Source organism: Companilactobacillus huachuanensis (assembly GCF_005404815.1).
In the GTDB taxonomy this organism is placed as follows: Bacteria; Bacillota; Bacilli; order Lactobacillales; family Lactobacillaceae; genus Companilactobacillus; species Companilactobacillus huachuanensis.
Genome location: NZ_BJDF01000017.1, coordinates 15,278 through 39,963, shown reverse-complemented (window position 1 = coordinate 39,963; position 24,686 = coordinate 15,278). Strand labels below are relative to the sequence as shown.

Here is a 24,686-nt window from a genome sequence, read left to right as displayed (position 1 = left end):
TTTTTGTCCGCTTTTTTTGTCTCAAAAAAATGGAAAAAGTTTCGGACTTGTGCAAACTAAAAAAAAAGAACTTTGATATACTTTCTGGGATTTATAAACTACATAAATAATTTCAAAACCAGAAGGGGAAAGAATAGCCATGAGATTCAATCAAATGAAAAAGAACCCAAATACTATTATGAGAAAGAAAATGTATAAGAAGGGTAAGAACTGGGTTGTAGCGTCCTCTCTAGCACTTGCTGGAATCTCTATTTTAGGTACAACTACAGTTAACGCCACTACAGTGAAACCGAGTGAAGTGTCAACTGCACAATCAGCACAACAGGGACAAAAGCTAAGTAAAGTCCAAAAAGATACAGTTACAACCCCGGTTACCGATAATGGTACCGTAAATACTGGTGGAGTGGACCAACCCTCAGGACATGAAACATGGTTACCAGATGGAGTTGTTACAACAAAAGTTATCGTTAAAATCAATTTGCCAGGTTCGGACTTAAAGGAAACAACTTTAACTGTTGTTGGAGAACCAGGAAAGACCGTTGAAGTTGAAACGCATTCAATTGGAAAGTACGTACCAAAACAACTTACTGTCAATGTAACTATCGACGAAGATGGTCATGCGTCAACGACGGATACTCTGGACTATGAATTAGCAACAACCTCAACAGATAATGGCTCGGATGGTAATGGGGATGCTAATGGGGATGCTAATGGGGATGCTAATGGTATAGGTGGAGATAATACAGTAAATACAGATGATAATGAGGAGACAGACTTTAAATTACCTGATGGATTAGGGAAAAATGATGTATTTGCCCATGGAGTAGATGGAACTTCTACATTCGTGATTTCAAAAAGCGGTGTTTTGTATTTTTCAGAGGGCGAATTATCTGTAAAGGATACTCAAGTAATAGGACAAAGATATGGTCAACATATCATTCGTATTGCTGCTTCAGGTGATGGGAGAGTAGAAATGCCTCAGAATGCTTCTTCTATGTTTGCAGATGGATTTACTAGAGTGATTCGAATTGAAAGTGGATTGATTAATATGGATAATATCGAAGATGCATCGAATATGTTCTCAAATATGACTTCATTAGAAGAAGTAGGTGCTAGCCTATTTTGGAATCTTACCAATAATCAACTAACAAATATGGCCGGGATGTTTAAAGGGGATAAGAACTTAGAGACGATAGATATGTTTCTATTAGATACCTCTACAGTAACTAATATGTCCGAAATGTTTGCAGGTACTGGACTAAAAAAATTAGACATTTCAAAATTTGATATGAGACAAGTTACTAATTCTTCAAAGATGTTCAATGGAACTAATTTGACAAAAATAACTCTGGGAGCAAGAAATAAATTCGCCAAAACCGATACATTACCTAGTCAAAATGACAAAACTTGGAAGTCAGTTGATGAAAATGGACGACCAACAGGTGAGCTGTCGTTCTCAGCGATTGATTCAAATGGTCAATCGTTAGCCAAGTATTATGATGGAACAAGTATGTATGGTACTAAAACATTTTCCGTTGTAGAATCGGAAGGTGTTTCTACTGGATCAACTTTAAAAATTAAAACAAATTTGGGTGAGAAGACAGTTGCGAACGTCCATGGAATACCTGGCGAAACAGTATTGGTTGATGTTCCTGAAATTAAGGGATATATAGCTGATAAAAAGACGGTAAAAGCATTTATTCACGATGATGGGACCGCTACAACTGAAGAAACAATTAAATATATTAAGAATGCTGTTAAAGCTGAACTAGTGATAAAAACTAATTTAGGTGATAAGAAAGTTAGCAATGTAAAAGGTAAGCCTGGCGAAACAGTGTTGGTTAAGGTTCCTGAAATTAAGGGATATACAGCTGATAAGAAGACTGTAAAAGCATTTATTCACGATGATGGGACTGCTACAACTGAAGAAACAGTTAAATACATTCTAAATTCAGTTACTGCCAATCTTTCCGTGAAAACCAACCTTGATAAAAATGGTAAGCCAACCATTATCAAAGGAATCAAGGGTAAAGTCGGAGAAATAGTTAAAGTTTATGTGCCAAATGTAAAGGGATATACAGCTGATAAAGAATATATTTTAGCAAAAGTTAATGATGATGGAACCATTACTACTAAGGAAACAATCACTTATACTAAAACGACTGCCCGAATTAAAAACTTTCGTAGAAGTGTACAAACTTTCCCAACAAGTGGAACTGTAAAACTATACAAACTTGATGGAACTATTATTTCTTCCGTAGCTGACCGACAGTTAAGCGCCGATTCTGGTTGGTTCAGTGATCAGGAGGTAACAATTGATGGTGTGACTTACTATCGCGTTGCTACCAACGAATGGATCAACGCAAATGACGTTTACCAGTATCGTGCGATTGATTCGATAATTAGAACAAATCGAGATGCTGCATTAGTAAATGCTAAAGGTCAACGAATCACAGACCGCATTATTTCTGGTGATACTGACTGGTTAATCGATAAATTCGTTATAATTAACGATGCTGCATACTATCGTGTGGCAACTAATGAATTCTTACTAGCAACGGATGTTTACTAAAAAGTTCAATTGTTGAACAGAGATTAATAAAAGGCACATCCCTAAGTGGCTAAGGGGGATGTGCCTTTTTGATAGATACGGTTATTCAATTAAATTTTAAAGATTTGAAGATAAATATATTATCAGATTGGAGTGTTCCTGATGGTTAATAGGCCAGAAATAACAAAAAACTTGAGTGAATTAGTAAAAAAACGGCTTAATTCAAAACGTATGTATTGGAGTTCTGAAGTTAACTTTGATAAGGGTACTAGTACTGAACGAAGAATCGATTTTGTGGGGTTCAAGGCTCATGGGATGGTTGCTGATGCCACTACAGTTCGTTCACTTGTTTTGAGGTGAAATCGTGTATGGAGGATTTTACTTCGGGCAATGGATTAACTTTTTATGGAGATGAGAATTATTTAGTGACGACATTGGATTTAGCAATAGAGTTGGAGGAGAAAGGTATGCTGCTGTACTATATTGATTCTGTGCTGTGTCCTGATAAGACCTGGACAAAGTTAATTACGAAATACAGACGACACGGTACATGTAGGCAAAGGGTTTCCAGTGAAACATTATGGGCGATTGTGCAGGCTCATGAATAAGTAATTAAGTCATATAAGTATGAATGCAAAGTTGATGTACCGAGTGGCGACAGGCAAATGGGGTGATGCAGATACCATTACATTTAAATAGGAATTTCAACAATGATATTTCATTTAAAATGAAAAGATTATTTGAATCTGAAATTGGGGGAAAACCGTGTAATAAATCATAGAAATATGAAAGCAAATAAATAAAATGAAAAATATGAAAATAAGTAAATATAACAGTGAAATGATAAATAATCCAAACAATGAATTTTAGCAATTCTTTATCTTACTTTTGACATCCGATTTAAAATACGCCAATATATAAGCGAATATGGATAAATTTGCGTATAACTGTGTAGAGGAGCTGATATAAAAACGAAGGGAGTCTTTCTTATGGAGGATTTTGAATCAAAGCGCATGAGAAATACACTAAAAGCATCAAGATATTATTACGAGAATGATTATGATCAAAGCAAAATTGCTAAAGTGATGGGGTTATCTCGTCCCACGGTTTCTAGACTATTACAGTTTGCTAAGGATAATGGCTATATTCAAATTAAAATAATAGATCCGTTAAGTAATGTTCAATCATTGGAGAATAGATTAAAAGAAAAATATTCACTTAAGAATGTTATTGTTACTTATACCGCATCAAATGAATATCAACCGATTATTCAAAACATTGGTAAAGCAGCGGCTAAGTATCTAGAAACTATTGTTAAAGATGGTGATTCAATTGGAGTTTCATGGGGAAGGACATTGAATGAAATTGCAGAGAATCTATCTCCAAATAACAACCCACAAGAAAATGTTAAAGTTGTTCAGATAAAGGGTGGCGTTGCTCATTCTAAAATGAGTAATTTTGCACTTGATGTGATTTCAAAATTTGCGGAGGCATTTCATACTATTTCAGAAATCCTTCCATTACCGATAATTTTTGAAAGCGCAGAAACCAGCAGGCTTGTACAGCAAGATGCACAAACCCAGAGTTTGATGGATGGAATTAACAATACAAATATTACAGTATTTACCGTTGGATCTGTAAAAGACGATAACATGATGTTTAATCTAGATTATTTAAATACTGATGAGATAGCAACTCTTAAAAAGGATGCCGTTGGTGATATTGGATCTAGATTTATAAATTCTAATGGCGAGATTGCAAACGAAGAGATAAACGAGAGAACTATTGGTATTTCTTTGGATAATCTTAAAAATAAAGAACATTCGATATTAGTTGCTGGTGGAGAACATAAAGTTGATTCAATAAAGGCGGCACTGAAGGGTAGCTACGCAACTGATTTAATAACTGATAATTTTACAGCACAGGAGTTGCTCCAGAATTAGAACTAAATTAAATAAATTAGAAAAGTGAGTTGACATATTAAAAAATCCTGTGTATTATGTCAATTGCAATAACAAATAAAAATTATTTGAGGACATCTCTAAACTGCGAAGAAATAATGTTCATAGAATAACGAAAATAATTTCAAAAAGTCCTTGACTAAGTAAATGGCTTGTGGCTATAATGTGGCTAAAGAATGATATTAGTAATTCAGTACAGGGAACTTCCAAATAACTGAAATGGAAGTCGAGAATGAATTGGGTCATTCGCATAAAAAAAGTATTATTAATAAAAAAATATTAAGTGGTGATTATTGAGCTTAAGCTTTGTAATTACAATTTAGGTGGTACCGCGGTTAAGCCGTCCTATTCTTTTATAGAGTAGGATGGCTTTTTTTATAACTAAAAAGAGGGAGAGAGAATTATGGATAAAAAAATTGTTTTAACAGGGGATCGTCCCACAGGTAAATTACATATTGGACATTACGTTGGTTCGCTACGTAATCGTGTGAGAATGCAAAATGAAGGTAATTATAACATGTTTGTTATGATTGCTGATTTACAAGCACTAACTGATAATGCAAAAAACCCAGAGAAGGTAAGAAAAAGTATACTACAAATAGCCCTAGACTATTTAGGAGTAGGACTTGACCCAGAAAAGACGACTATTTATATCCAATCTCAAATCCCTGCACTTTCGGAATTAGATATGTATTTTATGAATTTGGTTACTGTTTCTAGATTAGAGAGAAACCCAACCGTTAAATCAGAAATTCAACAAAAGAATTTTGATCGTTCGATTCCTGCAGGATTCTTGACATATCCAGTTAGCCAAACTGCTGATATTGCGGCATTTAAAGCAAGCCTGATTCCAGTTGGTGATGATCAAGAGCCAATGATGGAACAAGCTCGAGAAATTGTTAGAACATTTAATACAACTTATGGTGATGTATTAGTTGAACCTGAAGGAGTATTCCCACCAAAGGGCCAAGGTAGAATTCCTGGTATCGATGGAAATGCAAAAATGAGTAAATCATTAGGAAATACCATTTATCTTTCAGATGATGAAGACACATTGAGAGAAAAAATTATGTCAATTTATACTGATCCAGATCATATCCACGTAGAAGATCCAGGAAAAATTGAAGGTAATGTAGTGTTTACTTACTTGGATATTTTCGGAAAAGATTTGAATAAAATACAAGAAATGAAAGATGAGTACCGTCATGGTGGACTAGGAGACGTTAAAATCAAGAATTACTTGTTTGACGTAATTAACGAAGAATTGACTCCAATTAGAAATAGACGTGCTGAGTATGCTAAAGATCCAGCAGCCGTTTATGATATGTTAGAAAAAGGCAGTGAAAAGGCCAACATAGTTGCTAATAAAACTTTACAAGAAGTAAAGGATGCAATGGGAATCAACTACTTTAAGAAATAGAAGATGGTTGATTTATGATTTAAATTTGAGTAAAAAATTCCAACGTTTAACATGATATCATAGTTAAATTTGTTTATCTATATTCTCCTGAATAATGCTTTCGGCCTATATGTATCAATTCGGTAATGATCATCTACAGGTAAGCACATTAAAAAGGTTGTCTTCACCAACCTTTTGTTATACGCAATTTGGTGAGTAATTGTTTGATAAAATCATAATTGCGTTGGAATTGGAAATTTATATTTAACGTCATTGGATGTTAAATCAATAGTAAAAAGAGCCATACCTATTTTTAAGGTATGGCTCTTTTTTTAGGCCAAATAATATAAAAAAAGTAGATAAATTGCAGTTTAAAGAAGGAAGTAAAATAAAAAATATCATAAACAAAACAATCCATATATATAGGAAACTATTATTTATTATTTTTTCAGAAGAAAATAATTTCACGAGGAGCATTGACGAATGTAAAAAAAGTGATAATATTCTACTCGTAAGCGATTTCAAATGAATTAAAAAAAGGGGAGACAGTATCATGGATAAAAAAGATTTTAAAGATATGGATTTATCTGCTTACTTTATTGGACCAAAAGGCGAAAATGCAGATCTTTTCAAGGAACTTACTGAAAAGCTAATTAATGAACACATTGGTTATCGTCAAAACTTCAATTCTGACGATGAAAATTCAATCAGCGAATCCGAAAAAATTACACCAGAATTTAACAATGCTGTTGTAAACATGAAAGAAACATTGGATGAATTATCCAGAAAAATGCGTGGCGGTTCAATTCCTTGGACTACAGCTGGACGTTATTTGGCACAAATGGATAATGAAACTTTGATGCCAGCAATTTTGGCTTATAATTTTGCAATTTTATGGAATGGTAATGGTGTTGCTTGGGCAGGTAGTCCCGCTTCAACTCTTATGGAAGAAGAAGTTGGTCAAGACCTTGCTAAATTAAATGGCTATAAGAAGAACGGATGGGGCTATGTTGCAACAGATGGTTCTATTGCCAATGTAAGTGCTCTTTGGATGGCAAGAAACGTTGCCTCAATTCCATTTGCTGTTAAAGAAGTTTGTCCCGAACTAGTTGAAGGAAAGACTGAATGGGAACTTCAGAATATGTCTGTTAAAGACAGCCTCGATTTACTAGATGCTACTGGTGAAAAGAAGAATGATGTAAAGGCACGTTCAGCAAGAAGTGGTCAAAACCTACAAAAATTAGGCAAATGGCTTGTACCATCAACAATGCACTATTCATGGCAAAAAGCACTTGATATTACTGGGGTTGGTGAAGACAACCTTATCGTATTACCTGTAGATGATCATTACCGAGTTGATACAGATAAACTAGAAAGCATTATTCAAGAGAATGTAGATAAGCATATTCCTATCTTGGGTGTAGTAGCCGTTGTTGGCTCAACCGAAGAAGGAGCTGTGGATCATGTTGACAAGTTCTTAAAGATTAGAGATAAATTCCGTAAGCAAGGTGTTGATTTTGCTATTCACGTTGACGCTGCTTATGGTGGTTATGGTAGAACAGTTTATATTGATGAAAATGGTGAATTTATGCCATATGATCAATTGGAAGATGCATTTAAGAAATATGGTATCTTTACAGAAAACAACCAATTCTTAAAGAAAGATGTTTACAATGCTTATAAAGCAATTGGTGATACTGATTCTGTAACAATTGATCCTCATAAGATGGGTTATGTACCTTACGATGCTGGTGGTTTGGCAATCGCAGATACAAGAATGAAAGATACCCTTACATACTATGCACCTTATGCGTTCCAAGAAGGAGTTGCCGTACCTGCATCAATCGGACAATTCACTCTTGAAGGTTCTAAAGCAGCTGGCTCAGCCGCAGCTGTATGGACAGTAAATCGTATGATCCCACTTAATATTTCTGGATACGGTCGTTTGGTAGCACGTACATTATTTGCTGCTCGTCGTTTTGCAGACTTATTTGATGGACAAAAATTTGAAGTCAAAGGAAAGACTATTGTATCTCACGTTGTTTATGAACCTGATTACAATATGATTGACTGGGTATATAAAGAAGAAGGCAATGACAGTCTTAAATCAATGAATGATTTAACACAAGCATTGTTCGAATATACATCATCATCAAAGGGTGGAGATTTGTATAATCTTGATCTATTAACTTCAGATAGTAACTTCAGTCCTGAAACATACGGAGATGCTCCCGTTAAATTCATCGAATCGTTGGGAATCGATGGATCAGAATATCATACCGAAGGTAAGATGGAAATCTTACGTGCTTCCATGATGTCACCTTGGATTTACGATGATAAATCATTTAATTACTGGGCTCCAAGAATAACAAAAGCACTTCAAGGTAAATTTGAATTAATTTCAGAACATGAAAACATTCTTTAATTTACATGAAATCCTTTTGAATAATGAAAAGTAGCTCAAATACAGTTTTTAGGAGAGCTCTCAAACTAGAGTTCTCCTTTTTTTAGTAATAATTTTGATTTAATTAAATCTAAATACAAAGGTTGGGGATTATCATGTTAGCGAGTTTAACTGGTACATTTGTCGATGCCGGGGGCGTTATTATTGCCTCAATTTTGGGTAGCCTTATCGGTAAAAAGATGAGTGGTAAGTATAAAAATATTCTACTTGCAATATTAGGGTTTATTGCATTTGGTGTTGGGTTTGAAAGTTTGGCAGTATATATGCCAAAATCTAAATATGCAATTTTATTCATTGTTGCATTGGTTTTGGGTACTGCTCTAGGTACTTATTGGAACCTAGAAGATAAAATTAATGGACTTACAGCAGGTAAATCTGCAGGATTGGGTAAATCAATTACAACAGAAGTAATACTTTCAACTTTGGGTGCTTTACCAATTGTTGGTTGTATTATGGCTGCTACATCACACGATTTCACATTCTTGTTCGTTAATGCATCACTTGATTTTGTAATGGTAACCATTTTGGCTGCAGCGGATGGCATGGGAATGATGATTTGTGCACCTATCATCTTTGTTTACCAATTTATCATTATTTTGATTGCAACATTTGCTAGAGGTGCTTTAACAGATCCATTCATTACAGAGATTGCTATCCTTGGTGGTTTCATGGTTGCTGCTTCTGGATTGAGTTTACTTCAATTGAAAGATTTAAAAGCTGCCAATATGATGCCGGCACTATTGATTCCAATTATTTTCTTTGCTGCTAAAGCATTGTTACATTTTTAAATAGTATTCCAAGTATTTTCCAAATAAAAATATTGTGCGGGGACAATTAATAATTTGTTTTAAAGTAAGAAGGTTGTCTAAAAAGGCCAAATAATCAATCCTTCAAAAAATATTATTTAAAAGTAGTCTAAAATTCTTATTTTAAAAAAATTAAAAAATATTTTCCTACGTAAATACTTTTAATATACATTTAAATTAGGTTTATAGAGGGAATCATACGAAAAGTAATATGATTCCTTTTTATGTGTATTTTTATAAATCAAAGTTTGAATAGAGTGTGATGTAAAGAGGAAACGCACTGTCTATGCATGTCTATTATCTTTAATTAGGGATATTAATACGATGGTGAATTTATCCAATTAAGGGAGGATATAGTGATGTCTGAAGCAAACTCTCAAAATATAATATATGATGTTGATCTATTATCAAAAATCAAAGAATCTGATGTGGCAAGTAAGGAAAAATTAGATTTTAAAGTTAAAGAAAATAGTAAAAATCATTATTGGGATAGAATGGTTACATTTGAAATAAGTAATTCTCCTGATTTAAAGTTGAATAAAGATGGAGTCCTAAGATTCTTTGATGTGGCTGGTAATAGAGTAGGAATTTCTTTGAATTTATTTGAAAGAATTAACGAAATTTCATTGGATAGTTGGCGAAATTAAAAAAATGCATTAGCCTTTTGGCTAATGCATTTTTTTATACAGGGATAGTAGGAATTGAACCCACACCGACGGTTTTGGAGACCGTAGTTCTACCTTTAAACTATATCCCTAAAATGAAAATATGTTCATATCCATCTGAACTCATGTTAAGTTTACACATTTGATCTTTATTAATCAATAGTAATATTAAAATAATTGTAATTAAGGATATATACATGAAAGGGCCATTTGAATATTTGCGATTTGAATATTGAGGGGATTAAGACGGTAAAATTTCATATCGGATTTTTTGAATAATAAAACACCTAAGCTTCTACAATGAAGTTTAGGTGTTTTAATTAGGGATACATATAGGAAGTAAAGTGTGCAATTGGTCCAAAATGGATGTTTGGGAGGACTTATTAATATGAAGCTCGGATCATATTAATATTTGTTGAACTATATTCAGAGAGTCCAGAGAAGTAATTTTTAAAAGTTAATTGAATTTGAATAGTCTTTACGAAGGCCGTTTTTACTTAGAAGAGAAGTAATCTTTTTAGTATCGGTTTTATTAGTTTCGTTCATAATTGATTCCTCCAGTTAATAGATTGATTTTATTTTTAATTAAAAGTTAATTGAATTTGAATAGTCTTTACGAAGACCATTTTTACTTAGAAGAGAAGTACTCTTTCTAGCATCGATTTTATTAGTTTCGTTCATAATTGATTCCTCCAGTTAATAGATTGATTTTATTTTTAGTTAAAAGTTAATTGAATTTGAATAGTCTTTACGAAGACCGTTTTTACTTAGAAGAGAAGTAGTCTTTTTAGTGTCGATTTTATTAGATTTGATCATAATTGATTCCTCCGGTTAATAGATTGATTTAATTTTTAGTTAAAAGTTAATTGAGTTTGAATAGTCTTTACGTAGTCCTTTTTTATTAAGAACGTATTTACTGTTGTCAGGTACTTGTATATGCGAGTTAATTGCATCAATTGTTCCGGCAATTTCAGTAGGAGTTTCTTCTTTAAAACCTAATCCAGTGATAAAGTCACTAATTTGTTTAGTAGTTGCACGGCCAGATAGAATTTCATCAAATGCTTGTTTTGTTTCATCATAAGTTAAATTTTTGTTGTCATTAATTTTTTTAATAGAATTGTTAATCATAGTTGGTTCCTCCAGAATTTTGATGGCGAATTACGCCAATTTATTTATTTATAATTGTTTAGAAATTAAGTGAGTTTGAGTAATCATTACGAAGGCCCAATTTATTCAGTGTATTTTTATTGTCTTCTGTATTTAATGTATTCTGATGAAGAGTGTCAATTGTTCCGGCAATTTCAGAAACAGTCTCTTTTTTTGATCCCAAGGCAGTGATAAAATCACTGATCTGTCTCTGTGTAGCATTGGCGTTTAGAATATTAGTAAATGCTTGTTTTGTTTCTTCGTAAGTCAAATCTTCGTTTTTAGTAATCTTTTCAATAGTATTTTCAATCATAGTTGGTTCCTCCAAATTAATTTATAATATTTATACTTTTTCATTATCTTAATTTGAAATTTGCCATCGTTTTGTTTCTTTCATAAGAGAGAGCCTCCTGTAGTAATTCTTTTTAACTAATGTCTTTTTATTTAAATTGCTAAAAAAACGGGCTAAAACATTCATTATCTGTGTAATACGTAATATATCAATGATGAATGATCTTCGTGACTCGTAATCAAGTCGTGCAAGTCGGATACAAATTCGGCGTCATCCTTATAGTTGTCATAATCTTTAGCAAGTTTAGCTAATTCATTGGATAGATTTAATTCATTGATTTTATATGTATCGTTTTTTGTATTGTTCATAATAGGTTCCTCCAAATTAATTTATAATATTTATTATCTTAATTTGAATACTGCCATCGTTTTTCTGTCATATTAGGTTCCTCCTGAAAACAAAAAATCCGCCCATAAACGTATTAACGTTTAAGGACGGATTTTCCGCGGTGCCACCTTTTTTTAATGGATTGAAATAGAGTATATCAAAAATACACTCAAAATTAATTCCATTACTCTTTGCGAGGGACCAACATCCCTCCGACAACTTACGTATGCCTAACGTTCTCCCGTACTCATTACTTTTCGGAGAGACCCTCGATGGTCCATTTAACTATCTGCGTTCGATTGCCATTCTCAGCACCGGCAACTCTCTGGGCGTGCACGATAATCTTGACTTCCATCTCATTGGTTTATGGACGAATTATTTTTGTTGACTCTTATACTAAGACCAAGTTAATGAATTGTCAACAAAAATATTTAATAATTTATTTACACAATGTAATATGTCTTAGATTTATTCTTGGAAACACATATCTAACAAGGGATTTGGATGAACCAAATTAATTTAGAAGGTTAAAAAAAGATTAAATTTTTATTAGATGATTTACTGGCCCAAACTTATGACCAACATCAATTTCGTTTTTAATTGCTTCGTAAGTGAATGTTTTGGCTGTTCGAATTGCTTGATCCATAGTTTGTCCTTTTGCAATTTCTGCAACGATACATGAGGAAAGCGTATCACCAGTTCCATTTACATGGGTGGTTTCAACATATGGTTCGGAAATCCAAAATGAAGTCCCATCTTCTAATAATACATAATCTTCAACGGTACTTATATTATTATCATTGTGTTGACCTTTGATCATAATATTTTTAGGTCCTAATTTTCGAAGCATTTTGGCTGCCGTTATAATTTCATCTTTACTTTCTAATTTTAATCCTGATAATTTTTGTGCTTCATAGTAGTTTGGAGTTATTAAATCAGCCAGTGGGAATAGCTCATCAATCAATGTTTGATAGGCATCTGGTTCTAGTAACATAGCACCATGCTTTGTACTAATAACAGGGTCTAATATAAATTTACCAAAAGGTTTGTCCTTAATCTCATTAGCAACTGTAGTGATTATTTCAGAATCGGATAACATACCGGTTTTAAAAGCTGAAACCTTAAAGTCATCTTTAATATCCTTAATTTCATTTTTTATGAAACTGATAGGCATATTTACATTGTCATGAATACCGTATGAGTTTCCAGCTACTGCTGCTGTCAATACAGACATTCCGTAAACCCCGCATGCCATGAAAGTTTTTAGGTCAGCCTGGGCTCCTGCACTACCATCAGAATCTGATCCTGCAATTGTTAAAACTTGAATGAATTTATTCAATTGATTCACCTCATATAAATTATTTTCATATTCTTATTGTACCAACAAAAGGGCTGTAAGGGCTTTCCAAAACGAAGAAAATGAAAATAATTTCAAAGCGATGATTAGCATAATTTCAGCAGCGCAATTTTATAACAAAAATTTAAAATTAAGTACTGTAACAAAAGAAGAGTTCGATCATAAGAAATTTATTAACTGTTTTCCAGTTAAAAAGCACGATCACTATTCTATTCCAGCCGGAGCTATCCATTGTGGTGGCCCAGAAACGGTGGTTTTGGAAATAAGTGCTACTCCATATATATTTACCTTTAAATTATGGGATTGGGGACGCATTGGATTAGATGGGAAACCAAGACCAATACATTTGGAGCATGGAAAAAATAATGTTGATATGCGTTTTGATACCGATTATGTTAAGAAGAACCTTTTTGCTAAAAATGATGTTATTGAAAAAGGGCAAAAACAATTGGTGGAGAAAACAGGATTGTGTGATCTAGAATTTATTAATTCATATAGATACACGTTTAGGAACAGTGTACTTATTAAAAATCACGACAGTGTCAGCATGCTTAACTTAGTTGAGGGGAAAAAGGTTCGTATTTATAGTCAAACTAATGATTTCCCTCCTCTAATAATTAGTTATGGTGAAACGTTTATTGTTCCTGAATATTGTAAGGATGTGTTGGTTGATAACCTTTGTGGTTCTGATGAAGTAATGATTCTGCAGGCATTTGTAAAATAATTATTGATGTTTATAAATATTGTTTATAAAAAAACAGTTTATGAAAGCACATAAACTGTTTTTTTGTTGTCCAAGAATTAAAAATTATAATCAATAAAAGGAAATGTCACCCCAGGGGTGACAAAACTAATTGTAAACGGATACAATTAAAAACTACTATATAAATGTAAAGAGGAACAGATAACAAAATAAATTGTTAAGAAATTATTGGAGGAAATATATTATGAGTAAAAGTATTCTATTGATTTGTGGTTCTGGAGCATCATCAGGTTTTATGGCAGCTAATATGAGAAAGGCTGCAAAAAAAGAGGGGCTAGATTATAAGATCAAGGCACGTAGTGAATCGGAATTAGGTGATTACATGGACGATATTGATGCCTTGATGGTTGGACCACATTTGAAGGCAGAATTTGATGGTATTAAAGAACGTGTTCCTGAAAGTGTCAAAGTTATTTTAATGCATGCTGACTACTATTCAATTCTAGATGGTAAGGGCGCAATTGCACATTTACAAAACGAACTTGGTGACTAACATACTGTTAAAAAAATAAATGAGGGGCGTGTCAAAATGGATAAATTTATGGAATTTCTCAACACTAAATTTGCGCCAAAAGCGCAAGTCGTGGGGAATAATCAATGGATTGTCACTCTAAAGAATTCAGTTCTTGAAGTGCTACCATTCATTCTGGTTGGATCAATAGTTAGTTTATTAAATATTCCAGGTAACTTTTGGAGTTGGTGGCCTAACTTTACACCAATTAGTAATTTCACCTTTGGATTATTATCAATCTTTATAGCATTCTTAGTACCATTTAATTACATGGAATTGAAAAAGTTAAAAAGACAACGAATTATTGCAGGATTAACATCTATTGCATTGTTTATGATGCTAATCAATCCCAAATTCACTAATTCAGGTGCAACAGCTTCCTTTGGCTTTAGTGAATTTGGTGCTGGTGGTATGTTCGTAGCAATCATTGTAGCAATTTTTGTAAGCTTGATTATGCAATTATTTGGAACGTTTTCTTTCTTCAGTGAAGATACTGTTATTCCTGATTTTGTTACATCATGGTTTGATTCAATGTTACCAATTGGAGTTAGTATTGCAGCAGGATGGTTAATTGTAGATATAATTCACTTTAATTTATTTAGTGCAATTCAATCAATTTTTGCACCATTAGCATCTGGGGCCGATACAATTTATGGTTTCACTTTGATTCTATTTATTTACACATTTATTTATTCAATGGGTATTTCTAGTTGGGTAATTTCTCCAATTACACAACCATTAATGCTTGGTGGGATTGCAGCAAATGTAGCTGCGGTTGCTGCAGGAAATTCTGCAACGCATATTTTCACCAGTGAAGCAGTCTTTAGTGGTTGGGTATTTATTGGTGGTGTTGGTTGTACCATGCCATTAGCTCTGATGATGTTATTAATATCTAAATCTCAACGATTAAAAGCATTAGGCAAAGCTTGTATTGTACCATCACTATTCAATATTAATGAACCACTTGTGTTTGGTACTGTTGTTTGGAACCCATACTTGATGATTCCTCTATGGATTAACGGGATCATTATTCCAATTATTACTTGGACAGGACTAAAAATGGGCCTGGCTGCAATTCCGAAAGCAGTAATGCAAATGTGGTACATTCCTTTCCCAATTTCAACATGGCTTATTAGCCCATCAGTAGGTGCTATGATTTTACTAGCTATTATTTTCGCGGTTTCTTGGGTCATTTGGTTCCCATTCTTTAAAGTTTATGATGGTCAAGTATTAAAAGAAGAAGCAAGTACGCAAGATTAACGGATTTTACATTTAGGAGGATAAATCAATGTCAGAGGAAGAATTTGATAATAAATCAGTTAAAGATACAATGGAAATCATTATTAATGCTGGGGACGCTCGTGCGTTTGTGGCAGATGCATTAGACAATGTAGGCGATTTCGATTATGTTTCTGCCAAAGATAATATTAAAAAGGCAGATGAAAAATTGGTTGTTGCACATCGACTTCAAACCAAGAAACTTCAAGAAGAAGCAGAAGGTGAAGATATTAAATATTCTGTACTTTTTACTCATGCACAAGATACATTAATGACAATTATGAGTGAATATAACTTGGCTAAGCATCTTATTGCAGTATTTGAGAAACGTGATCAAAAAATTAACTAAGGAGTGCAATTATGAAAGATAGTAAATATCCATACTTTCCAAATAACTTCCTCTGGGGAGGTGCCCAGGCGGCTAGTCAAGCTGATGGGGCCTATAAAGAAGATGGTAAAGGATTAAATTCTTCTGATGTACAACCTTATTTAAAAGATTTGTCTAATGAAAAAATTCAGGAATTAGAAACAGCTGGGATGCAACTTTCACAAGTTAAAGCCAATATGCAAGATACTGAAAACTACTATCCAAAACGTTTTGGAATTGACTTCTACCATACATATCCTGATGATTTAAAACTGTTAGCTGGTATGGGCTTTAAAACATTTAGAACCTCTTTAGATTGGTCACGAATCTTTCCAAATGGTGATGAAAAAGAACCAAATAGGGAAGCTTTGAAGCATTATGATAAAATGATTGATGCAATGCTTGATCTTGGTATTGAACCAATTATTACTATGAATCATTATGAAACTCCAATCAATATAACAGTTAAGTATGGTGGCTGGCCTAATAGAGAAGTAATACCAATGTTTGAAAGATTTGGAAAAACTTTACTTGATTGGTTTGGCAAAAAGGTTAAATATTGGATTGTTGTGAACCAAATTAATATGGTACAAATCGAACCTTTCCTATCTGTCGGGGTTTGTGCAGATCAATATGAGAACGAAGAAGAGGCTTTATATCAGGCTGTTCATAACCAAATGGTGGCTGCTGCTTGGATTAAGCAATATGCTAAATCCCTAAATAATCCTGATATTCAAATCGGAACTATGGTAGCGGACGGAACAGCTTATCCCGCAAGCTGTAAACCTGACGATGTGATTTTGACAATGCGTCAAAATCGCTTGCAATACTTCTTCACTGATGTTCAATTTAGAGGTTATTATCCTGAATATGCTAAAAATTACTTCAAAGAACGTGGTGACAAAATTAATATCAAAGATGATGATATGAAATTATTGGCAAATAACCATATGGATTTCTTAGCAATTTCGTATTATTATTCAAAGATGGTTGATGCCTCTAAGAATGGATATCGTCCTTCTGATAATAGTAAGAACCCATATTTGAAAGAAAGCCCATGGGGATGGGCTGTGGATCCACAAGGACTGTACAATGCTCTTAGTCAATACTGGGATCGTTATGAAAAACCTATTATCATCGCTGAGAATGGTATTGGGATGTATGACAAAGTTGAAGATGGTAAAATTCACGATGAATATCGTTCAGACTATCTAAGTCAGCATATTGAACAAGTTGGTCGAGCAATCCATGATGGCGCAAAGGTTATTGCATATTGTGCTTGGGGACCAATTGATATTGTTAGTTGTTCGTCTCAACAGATGTCAAAGCGTTATGGATTTATATATGTAGATAAAGATGATGAAGGTAATGGTAGTGGTAAGAGACTATTGAAAGACAGTTATTACTGGTATAAAAACGTTATCTTATCAAATGGTAAAGAAATATAAAAGAATTATACGGAGATGAGTTATTTGCGTAAGGACCATAAAAAAGAATTATGGGACTATTTACAAAATAACCCTGGATGGCATACTTCTAATGAATTAGCTGTAGTGATTGGTGTATCTCAACGTAGTATTAGACGCTACGCAAAAGATTTAATCGATTCTACAGCTATTTTTGTTAGCAGTGAAGGGTATAAATTTAACCAGAAAAAAGTAGATAGTTCCAAAAATGAGAATTCGGATTATGAAAGTATTAAACGAGTTTTGATTAATGAATTCACTCAACAAAAAAAATTAAACCTGTATGACCTTGTTGACCAATTATACTTAAGTGAATCGACATTAATAAAACTTTTTCAAGAGATTCAAGACTATGTAAGGCCTTTTGAACTTGAGCTAAGACAGGATGGTGACGATTGGTCTTTAGCCGGAAGCGAAATGAATAAAAGAAGATTAATCAGCGATATTCTATATCGTGAATCTAAACAGACTTTTATCGGAACAAAGACTATACAGGAAAGCTTTCCAGATATAGATGTGGTTGGAATTTCAGAATCAATTAAGAAATTAACACAATTGGAAAATATTTATTTGAATACGTTTGATTTCAATAATATTTTGTTACATATAGCGATTGCTACACATAGGGTAAAAAATGGGTATCAACCACAGAAAACTGATAGTAATTCGAAATATGGGTTACAAGCAGATGCATTCCCAGATGAAAAGACTATTCAGGAGAATGAATTTGGAAACAAGTTGATTGACGGTGTTGAGAGCAATGAAGCGGTTAAGTTTTCAGAGGCTGAACGAAAAAGTTTAAAATTAATTATTCAATTCTCTATAACACGTAAACATCGAAACTTGGAAGATACTGTTAAACATAGTACCGTTGAATTGGTTGATGACTTAATAAAATATGTTAACGCGATGCTAAATATTGATTTAAGAGTTTTGAATTTTAGGGAACAATTTGCCATTCATATTCAAAGATTACTTGAACGTTCATCACGGGGATATGTGGAGCGAAATCCAATGACTTCAAGTATAAGGAAGTCCTCACCAATAATTTATGAATGTGCGGTTTTGATTTCAAATCGAATGGAAGAAATTGAAAATGTAAGTTTGGAAGATGATGAAATTGCTTATATAGCTATGCATATAGGTAATTCTGTTTCAGAATATATTAATGACTTACATAAATTATATGTAATTGTTTTGATGCCTGATTATCAAAATGATACTGATGAGTTTACTAGTAGATTAGAGCGACTGTTTAGTCAGGACATAGTTGTTGGTAGTGTTCTTCACAATCCAGAGATGATAGAAGAGGAAGATTACCCACGTAAGGTAGATTTTATTATACAAGTAAATTCAGAGTATCAATTACCTGGCATAAGTCATGCTAATATTTCTCAATTTATGACGCAAACAGATTACAAACGAATTAATCAATTAATTGAAAGTCACAAACATCAGCAGAAAAAAATTAATTTTACCAATAATTTAGAGAGATTCTTTCCAAAAGAGAATTTTAAAGTACTTGATGATCGGGTAGGTCGTGATGACTTGTTTCAGATTGTATGTAGTGAATTGGAGGGGAAAGAGGTGATTCCTGAAAATTTTGCTGATCGATTAAAAGCACGAGAAAATATGTCCAGTACAGCTTTTGGTCGTGTTGCAATACCTCATTCCATGCAGATGATAGCATTGAAGACGCAAGGATACGTGGTGATAGCTCCCAAAGGTATTTCTTGGAATAGTGAAAATAATGATGTTAATTTAATGTTTCTGCTTGCGGTTAATAAGGAGAATAAGCAATCATATAGAAACATATTTGACGATTTGTCTCAAATCGCAGTTGATCCAAAGAATATTGCATCATTAGTCAAAACAAGAACTTATGAAGAATTCATTTCTCGATTAACTGACTTATTGTAAAAAAATAAAAAAAAATCTATAGTATACAAGATAAGTATTCCATTATAATCTGGAGTTCCATAGACTTTATTCTATATAATACGGTAATCTTTGATGAATCTTATAAAAACCACTACTATATTATTAGTAATGGCTTTTTTAATTCACAAATAAAGTAATGCTGTTGGTAAGTGTCAAGGGCGTTAGAATTGCTTTTTCAACATGTTCATTAATCATAAGCAGATTTACCGAGTCTATTTAGTGCATTAGGGCGATTCTTCATCGAGGCATAGAGGAGTAAAAAGTTTTAACAAAATATTAAGCAGGGGTAAAAATATTATGCTAAATCAAGTTAAGAATGCTATTAAATTGGTCAAAGAAGTAGATCTATCGATTAGCCAAATTAGTAAAATTACAGGAGTAAGTAGTGCTTCATTGAATAAAATAAAAGAGGCAGAGAAACCAGAATCTATTATTTCAAGTATGAAATATTCTAATGTTGTTGCAATGTCTGACCTGTATATGGATAAAGAAAAGCAATATATCCTCGAAAAGTATGGAAAAGAGTATTCAAGTTTTGGGAACTGGCTAGCTATGTGGTTCCATAAATCTATGCAGCAACAGTATGAAACCGGGGAAAATATAGGGATTAATAATCAAGAGTCGAGGATAGATACTATTGAATGTTTAGAAGAAATTATTATTAGTGATAAGAGATTAGGGGTTGTATTATTCAAAATATATCAAGGAGATAAGTACAGTGGATTTGAAGAAAAGGCAGTGATTGAGAAGAAGTAAAATAGATAATTTGAAGAATTTTATTAATATTTATTAGAAATAAAAAAAACAGCGTGCATATTCAATAAAGACAAATGATGATAAATTGGAAATAGACAAAAAAGTAGTTCTGTGAAAAGCAGAACTACTTTTTTTCTTAAACGTGACAAAGTAACATGTAATTATATAAGATTATTTTAGCCCCGTTAGTTTGTTTTAAGTTCGTTTATTTTAAGTTGCGTAAAAAAGGTATATTAGTAGAACAAAAATAACTTATGATATAAAAGAAAAAGTGAAAGAGGTTACTTATGGACAATATTTTATATAATCTTTTATATTCATTAAATGATCAGTTAGATAAAAATGAAATTGGTAGTGTTAATTTTATATTATCAAGATATTTTATCGAGAATTTTAATAAAATACCAAAGGCCAACATTTATCAAATGGCTGAAGACTGTAGTGTTTCAAGAGCAAGTATTAGAAGGTTCTCCCAAGGATTAGGTTTTGAGAATTTTGCGGACATAAAAAAGACCATCAAGAATCATTTGCCTGAAGAAATAAATATTTCAGATAAAAATTATCGTGAATTATTAACAGGTAATTTGATTCGAATAGTTAGTGAACTAGATGAGCGCATGAATACTCATGAAATCGATGTGATTTGTAATCGAATTAAAAAATCAAAAAAAATGATTATTTTAACTTCACGTACAAGTATGTCTAATGCTAAGGATTTTCAAATAGAACTGGCGAGTAAAGGAAAACTTTCTTATATTATTTCAGAAGGCTATTTGGATAGTACGATTTTCGATGACATTGAAAAGGATGACTATATTATTACTCTTTCAGTTTCTGGATTATTTGCTAAATCAGTGGCGGAAAAGATGAATCAAATTGATTGTGTCAAAGATTTGATAACGGTAAATAGAATAATAGAATTTGGAGATACTTTCAATCATGTATATTATATGAGCCATTTGGATCACTCCACCAATGCAGATATATATCGGGCATATGGATTACATTATTTCTTAGATATTATTCAAAATCATTATTAAAAAAGTAAATAGGGTGCATCGTTTGTACCCTATTTTGGTTTAAGGGACATAGGTTGTAACGCACGCATGTAAGCGCTTTGCTAAAATTGGTATATAAGTTGAATGAGAAGGGCAAGGTACTTAAATATGTTTTATAATCATGATCCTAAGTTTCCAGATAATTTCTTATGGGGAGGTTCAAGTTCTTCATGGCAAGTCGAAGGTGCCGTAGAAGAGGACGGAAAAACCCTATCATTAATGGATTTAAATACACGTACTAAGAAACCATATACCGATGATACTTTTGCTTCGGATAATTACCATCATTATAAGGAAGATGTTAAATTGATGGCCGATGCTGGAATGACATCTTACAGATTTTCAATATCATGGGCACGTATTTATCCATCAAAAGATTGCCAGGTAAATAAAAAGGGATTGGAATTTTACAATAATTTAATTAATGAACTTATTAAATACAATATCACACCAATTGTTACTGTTTATCATTACGATATGCCAGTTTGGATTGACAAGGAATATGATGGTTGGTATGGACGTGGAATTATAGATGAATTTGATAAGTACGCGCGTACTTTATTTAAAGAATTTGGAGATAGAGTTAAATATTGGTTATCTATCAACGAACAGAATATGCAAATTTGTTACGGTGACTGGTTGGGCATCGATAAACATCCTGATACATGGCTTGAAGATAAATGGAAGGTAAATCATATTATGAACTTGTGCCATGCTAAAGCAGTCATTGCTTGTCATGAACTAGTTCCTGGTGGAAAAATTGGTCCAGTTCCCGGATATGTTCCTATTTATCCATACTCATGTGATCCCAAAGATCAGATTGCTGCCATGAATGCTGAAGAAATGACAGAAAAAATTTGGGATGATTTATATGCCCATCGTAAATACAATGGCTTTATTAAGAGTTACTGGAGAGAGAATAATATTGATCCTGATATTAGACCTGGTGATATGGAATTAATTGGGAAAGCAAATATTGATTTCTTTGGATTGAATTGTTATCGTTCTAACACAGCAAAATATTGTTCACCTGATGAAAAAGAGGAACCATATGAATTAAATAAGTCTGGTAAGAAAGGTAACTTAAAGTTTCCTAAGGTTCCTGGAATGTACCAATTAGTTGAAAATCCGTATGTTGATACAACCGATTGGGATTGGGAAATTGATCCAGTAGCTATGAGATACATGCTTCGTTATGTTTGGGACCATTACCAATTGCCAATGGTTATTTGTGAAAATGGATTTGGTGAACATGAAATCGTTTCTGAAGATGGTAAAGTTCATGACCCTGAAAGAATTAAGTTTATGAGAGATCAAATTTATCAAGTAGGTTTGGCGATTCAAGATGGATGTAAAGTATTTGGTTATAATCCATGGTCATTCTTAGATTTGTTGAGCACAGGTAATGGTATGTCAAAGAGATATGGTTTTGTTTTTATCAATACTACAGATAAAGATAAACTTGATTTTAAACGTATTCCTAAAGACTCATATTATTGGTATTCAGATTTAGTTAAATCAAATGGTGAAAATTGGGGGTAAATCCAATGAGTAATTATCATGACATGGCTAACAATATCCTAAAAGATATTGGCGGCAAAGATAATGTTATAAATGTTAACCATTGTGCTACAAGGCTGAGAATTCAATATAAAGATAAGAATAATATTGATGACAATTCTGTATCAAAAATTGAAGGCATTGCTGGAACCGTAATTAGAGACGATGAATATCAAATTGTAATTGGTACTGATGTTGCTAATGTTTACAATGCTTTTGTCAAATCAATAGGGGATGTCTCAAATAATAAAACCGCCAAAGTTAAATTCACATGGAAACATCTTGGCCAAACTATAATCGATTTTATTAGTGGAACCTTTGTACCAATTCTAGGAGTATTGGTTGCTGCTGGATTGGTTTCGGCGGTACTTAATATTGGTGTTACATTCTTCGGACTAAGCACGAAGAGCGGCACATATACCATTTTGAATGGTATTTATGAAGCTGGGTATTACTTTTTACCTGTTTATTTAGGATATAGTGCATCAAAGAAATTAAATATGAACCCCATGATGGGAGCATTCTTAGGTGCTACGCTCGTTTATAAAACAATTGATAGTGCTAAAGGACTTGAATTCTTAGGATTATCAGTACCACAGATTCAATATAATACTAGTGTTATTCCAATCCTTTTAGGTGTTCTGTTTATGAAACTAATTGATGTTGGTATGGATAAGATTACACCGAAGAGTATTAAATTTTTTACGAAACCGTTAATCACAATGTTGATTGTTGTTCCAGTTACATTGCTTTGGCTTGGCCCCCTCGGATTCCAAATTGGTACAGTAATAGCAAATGTCTTGAACTTTATTAATCTAAAATTAGGATGGGTTTCAGTTGGTTTGATGGGTGCTTTAACGCCATTATTAGTTATGACAGGTACTAATCAGGCATTGTTCCCATTGTGTATTGCATCAGTAGCAAGTATAGGCTATGATGCTTTCGTTTTACCGGGAATGTTGGCTGCTAATGTAGCTGTTGGAGCGGCTGCACTTGCCGTTGCTATAACTACTAATGAAAGTAAGAAGAAACAATTAGCATTGTCAGCTGGAATTACCGGGGTAATGGGTATTACTGAACCTGCAATTTTTGGTGTGTTAATTAAGAACAAAATTGCTTTGTTGAGTACTATGGCTGCTGCCGGTATCAGTGGAGCCTTTGCTGGTTTAGTTTCTTTAAAACAATATGCAATCGTTTCGCCAGGAATCGCTGCATTACCTACATTTATTCACGCAAGTAATGGCAAAATTGATTCTAATTTCTATATGTCAGTAATTACATTGGTTATGTCTTTTGTATTATCATTTGGATTCACATACGTTATTACAAAAAGAATGGTAGGATCAAAAGATAGCACAAGTGAGAATGATTTAAATATTTATCAACCTGTTGGTGGAAAGGTCATACCACTTTCTGATGTTAATGATGAAGTATTCTCTAAGGGATTAGTAGGAGATGGATTTGCTGTAGAACCAAATAATAGAGGAGTTTACAGTCCTGTCAATGGAATAATCTCAATGGTAGCAAATACTAAGCATGCGATAGGTCTTAAATCTTATTCCGGAAATGAAGTATTAATTCATATGGGACTAGACACTGTAGAATTGAATGGTTTGCCCTTTGATGTAAAAATAAAAGAGGGTGACCACGTTAAAAAGGGTGATCTTATCGCTGATATGAACATAGATATGATAAAGAAAGAAAAGAAAGATCCTATTGTTATGGTAATTTTGACTCAACCTGATAAACAACTAGATAATGAATTATTAGGTGATATAAAAGTTGGAGATATGGTTGGTCAAGTGGTAACTGCGAATTAAACATATAAATAGGCAATAAGTTGTCTTTATTAGATATTTATCAAAAAGAGGCTGTTTTTCACTTTAGTAATTCTAAGTGAGAAATAGCCTCTTTTTCTTGTCATAATAGCCAAAATATATAGAAATAGATGTAAGTGA

At 33.1% G+C, this 24,686-nt stretch carries 22 protein-coding genes, 1 tRNA gene and 1 other annotated feature; of the genes, 18 read left to right on the top strand and 5 right to left on the bottom strand.

Annotation, left to right across the window (positions count from 1 at the left end):
• The first annotated feature begins 139 nt into the window (after nt 1-139).
• The 8 genes from FFM71_RS10055 (at nt 140) to FFM71_RS10020 (ending at nt 9,828) form a co-directional block, all read left to right on the top strand.
• Entirely contained in the window at nt 140-2,572 is a 2,433-nt protein-coding gene (locus FFM71_RS10055; protein WP_137612042.1) for a BspA family leucine-rich repeat surface protein, read from the top strand.
• Between the two features lie 141 nt (nt 2,573-2,713).
• Entirely contained in the window at nt 2,714-2,911 is a 198-nt protein-coding gene (locus tag FFM71_RS10050; protein WP_137612041.1) for a hypothetical protein, read from the top strand.
• 8 nt (nt 2,912-2,919) lie between these two features.
• On the top strand, nt 2,920-3,159 hold the full coding sequence (locus tag FFM71_RS10045; RefSeq protein WP_137612040.1) for a hypothetical protein: 240 nt from the start codon (nt 2,920-2,922) through the stop codon (nt 3,157-3,159).
• A 381-nt stretch (nt 3,160-3,540) separates the two neighbouring features.
• Nucleotides 3,541-4,494 carry a sugar-binding transcriptional regulator gene (locus FFM71_RS10040; protein WP_137612039.1) on the top strand — a complete coding sequence of 318 codons (954 nt, stop codon included), beginning with the start codon at nt 3,541-3,543 and terminating at the stop codon, nt 4,492-4,494.
• A 421-nt stretch (nt 4,495-4,915) separates the two neighbouring features.
• Entirely contained in the window at nt 4,916-5,932 is a 1,017-nt protein-coding gene (gene trpS / locus FFM71_RS10035; RefSeq protein ID WP_137612038.1) for a tryptophan--tRNA ligase, read from the top strand.
• Between the two features lie 532 nt (nt 5,933-6,464).
• Nucleotides 6,465-8,336: a pyridoxal phosphate-dependent decarboxylase family protein gene (locus FFM71_RS10030; protein WP_137612037.1), complete on the top strand. Its 1,872-nt coding sequence runs from the start codon at nt 6,465-6,467 to the stop codon at nt 8,334-8,336.
• A gap of 134 nt (nt 8,337-8,470) precedes the next feature.
• Nucleotides 8,471-9,163 (top strand): DUF554 family protein, encoded by a 693-nt coding sequence (locus FFM71_RS10025; RefSeq protein WP_137612036.1) that lies wholly within the window; start codon nt 8,471-8,473, stop codon nt 9,161-9,163.
• Between the two features lie 377 nt (nt 9,164-9,540).
• Nucleotides 9,541-9,828 carry a hypothetical protein gene (locus FFM71_RS10020; RefSeq protein ID WP_137612035.1) on the top strand — a complete coding sequence of 96 codons (288 nt, stop codon included), beginning with the start codon at nt 9,541-9,543 and terminating at the stop codon, nt 9,826-9,828.
• Between the two features lie 39 nt (nt 9,829-9,867).
• Here the strand turns inward: FFM71_RS10020 and FFM71_RS10015 are convergent.
• From FFM71_RS10015 to thiD, 5 genes are all read right to left on the bottom strand, one after another.
• Nucleotides 9,868-9,938: transfer RNA gene (locus FFM71_RS10015), tRNA-Trp, on the bottom strand.
• Nucleotides 9,939-10,701: 763 nt separating this feature from the next.
• On the bottom strand, nt 10,702-10,974 hold the full coding sequence (locus tag FFM71_RS10010; protein WP_137612034.1) for a hypothetical protein: 273 nt from the start codon (nt 10,972-10,974) through the stop codon (nt 10,702-10,704).
• Between the two features lie 58 nt (nt 10,975-11,032).
• Complete coding sequence (locus FFM71_RS10005) at nt 11,033-11,305, bottom strand: hypothetical protein (RefSeq protein WP_137612033.1); 273 nt, start codon at nt 11,303-11,305, stop codon at nt 11,033-11,035.
• Between the two features lie 164 nt (nt 11,306-11,469).
• Nucleotides 11,470-11,652: a hypothetical protein gene (locus FFM71_RS10000; RefSeq protein WP_137612032.1), complete on the bottom strand. Its 183-nt coding sequence runs from the start codon at nt 11,650-11,652 to the stop codon at nt 11,470-11,472.
• Between the two features lie 119 nt (nt 11,653-11,771).
• Nucleotides 11,772-12,040, bottom strand: a binding site (T-box leader).
• A 169-nt stretch (nt 12,041-12,209) separates the two neighbouring features.
• Nucleotides 12,210-13,010 (bottom strand): bifunctional hydroxymethylpyrimidine kinase/phosphomethylpyrimidine kinase, encoded by an 801-nt coding sequence (thiD, locus tag FFM71_RS09995; RefSeq protein ID WP_137612031.1) that lies wholly within the window; start codon nt 13,008-13,010, stop codon nt 12,210-12,212.
• A 100-nt stretch (nt 13,011-13,110) separates the two neighbouring features.
• Between thiD and FFM71_RS09990 the strand changes: the two genes are divergently transcribed.
• The 10 genes from FFM71_RS09990 (at nt 13,111) to FFM71_RS09945 (ending at nt 24,548) form a co-directional block, all read left to right on the top strand.
• Nucleotides 13,111-13,752, top strand: a complete 642-nt coding sequence (locus tag FFM71_RS09990) for a cupin domain-containing protein (protein ID WP_137612030.1) — start codon at nt 13,111-13,113, stop codon at nt 13,750-13,752.
• Nucleotides 13,753-13,975: 223 nt separating this feature from the next.
• The gene (locus tag FFM71_RS09985) at nt 13,976-14,284 is read left to right on the top strand and encodes a PTS sugar transporter subunit IIB (RefSeq protein WP_137612029.1); all 309 of its coding nucleotides are present in this window, start codon (nt 13,976-13,978) and stop codon (nt 14,282-14,284) included.
• Between the two features lie 36 nt (nt 14,285-14,320).
• Nucleotides 14,321-15,562, top strand: coding sequence for a PTS sugar transporter subunit IIC (locus FFM71_RS09980; protein WP_137612028.1), 1,242 nt, complete (start codon nt 14,321-14,323; stop codon nt 15,560-15,562).
• Nucleotides 15,563-15,590: 28 nt separating this feature from the next.
• Nucleotides 15,591-15,929 carry a PTS sugar transporter subunit IIA gene (locus FFM71_RS09975; RefSeq protein ID WP_137612027.1) on the top strand — a complete coding sequence of 113 codons (339 nt, stop codon included), beginning with the start codon at nt 15,591-15,593 and terminating at the stop codon, nt 15,927-15,929.
• An 11-nt stretch (nt 15,930-15,940) separates the two neighbouring features.
• Nucleotides 15,941-17,395: a glycoside hydrolase family 1 protein gene (locus tag FFM71_RS09970; RefSeq protein ID WP_137612026.1), complete on the top strand. Its 1,455-nt coding sequence runs from the start codon at nt 15,941-15,943 to the stop codon at nt 17,393-17,395.
• Between the two features lie 24 nt (nt 17,396-17,419).
• Complete coding sequence (locus tag FFM71_RS09965; RefSeq protein ID WP_171000535.1) at nt 17,420-19,333, top strand: BglG family transcription antiterminator; 1,914 nt, start codon at nt 17,420-17,422, stop codon at nt 19,331-19,333.
• Between the two features lie 318 nt (nt 19,334-19,651).
• Nucleotides 19,652-20,110, top strand: coding sequence for a hypothetical protein (locus tag FFM71_RS09960; RefSeq protein WP_137612024.1), 459 nt, complete (start codon nt 19,652-19,654; stop codon nt 20,108-20,110).
• Between the two features lie 287 nt (nt 20,111-20,397).
• A complete protein-coding gene (locus FFM71_RS09955; protein ID WP_137612023.1) occupies nt 20,398-21,150 on the top strand; it encodes a MurR/RpiR family transcriptional regulator in 753 nt (250 codons plus the stop codon).
• A gap of 126 nt (nt 21,151-21,276) precedes the next feature.
• Nucleotides 21,277-22,710, top strand: coding sequence for a glycoside hydrolase family 1 protein (locus FFM71_RS09950; protein ID WP_137612022.1), 1,434 nt, complete (start codon nt 21,277-21,279; stop codon nt 22,708-22,710).
• A gap of 5 nt (nt 22,711-22,715) precedes the next feature.
• The gene (locus FFM71_RS09945; protein ID WP_137612021.1) at nt 22,716-24,548 is read left to right on the top strand and encodes a glucose PTS transporter subunit IIA; all 1,833 of its coding nucleotides are present in this window, start codon (nt 22,716-22,718) and stop codon (nt 24,546-24,548) included.
• Nucleotides 24,549-24,686: the final 138 nt, after the last annotated feature.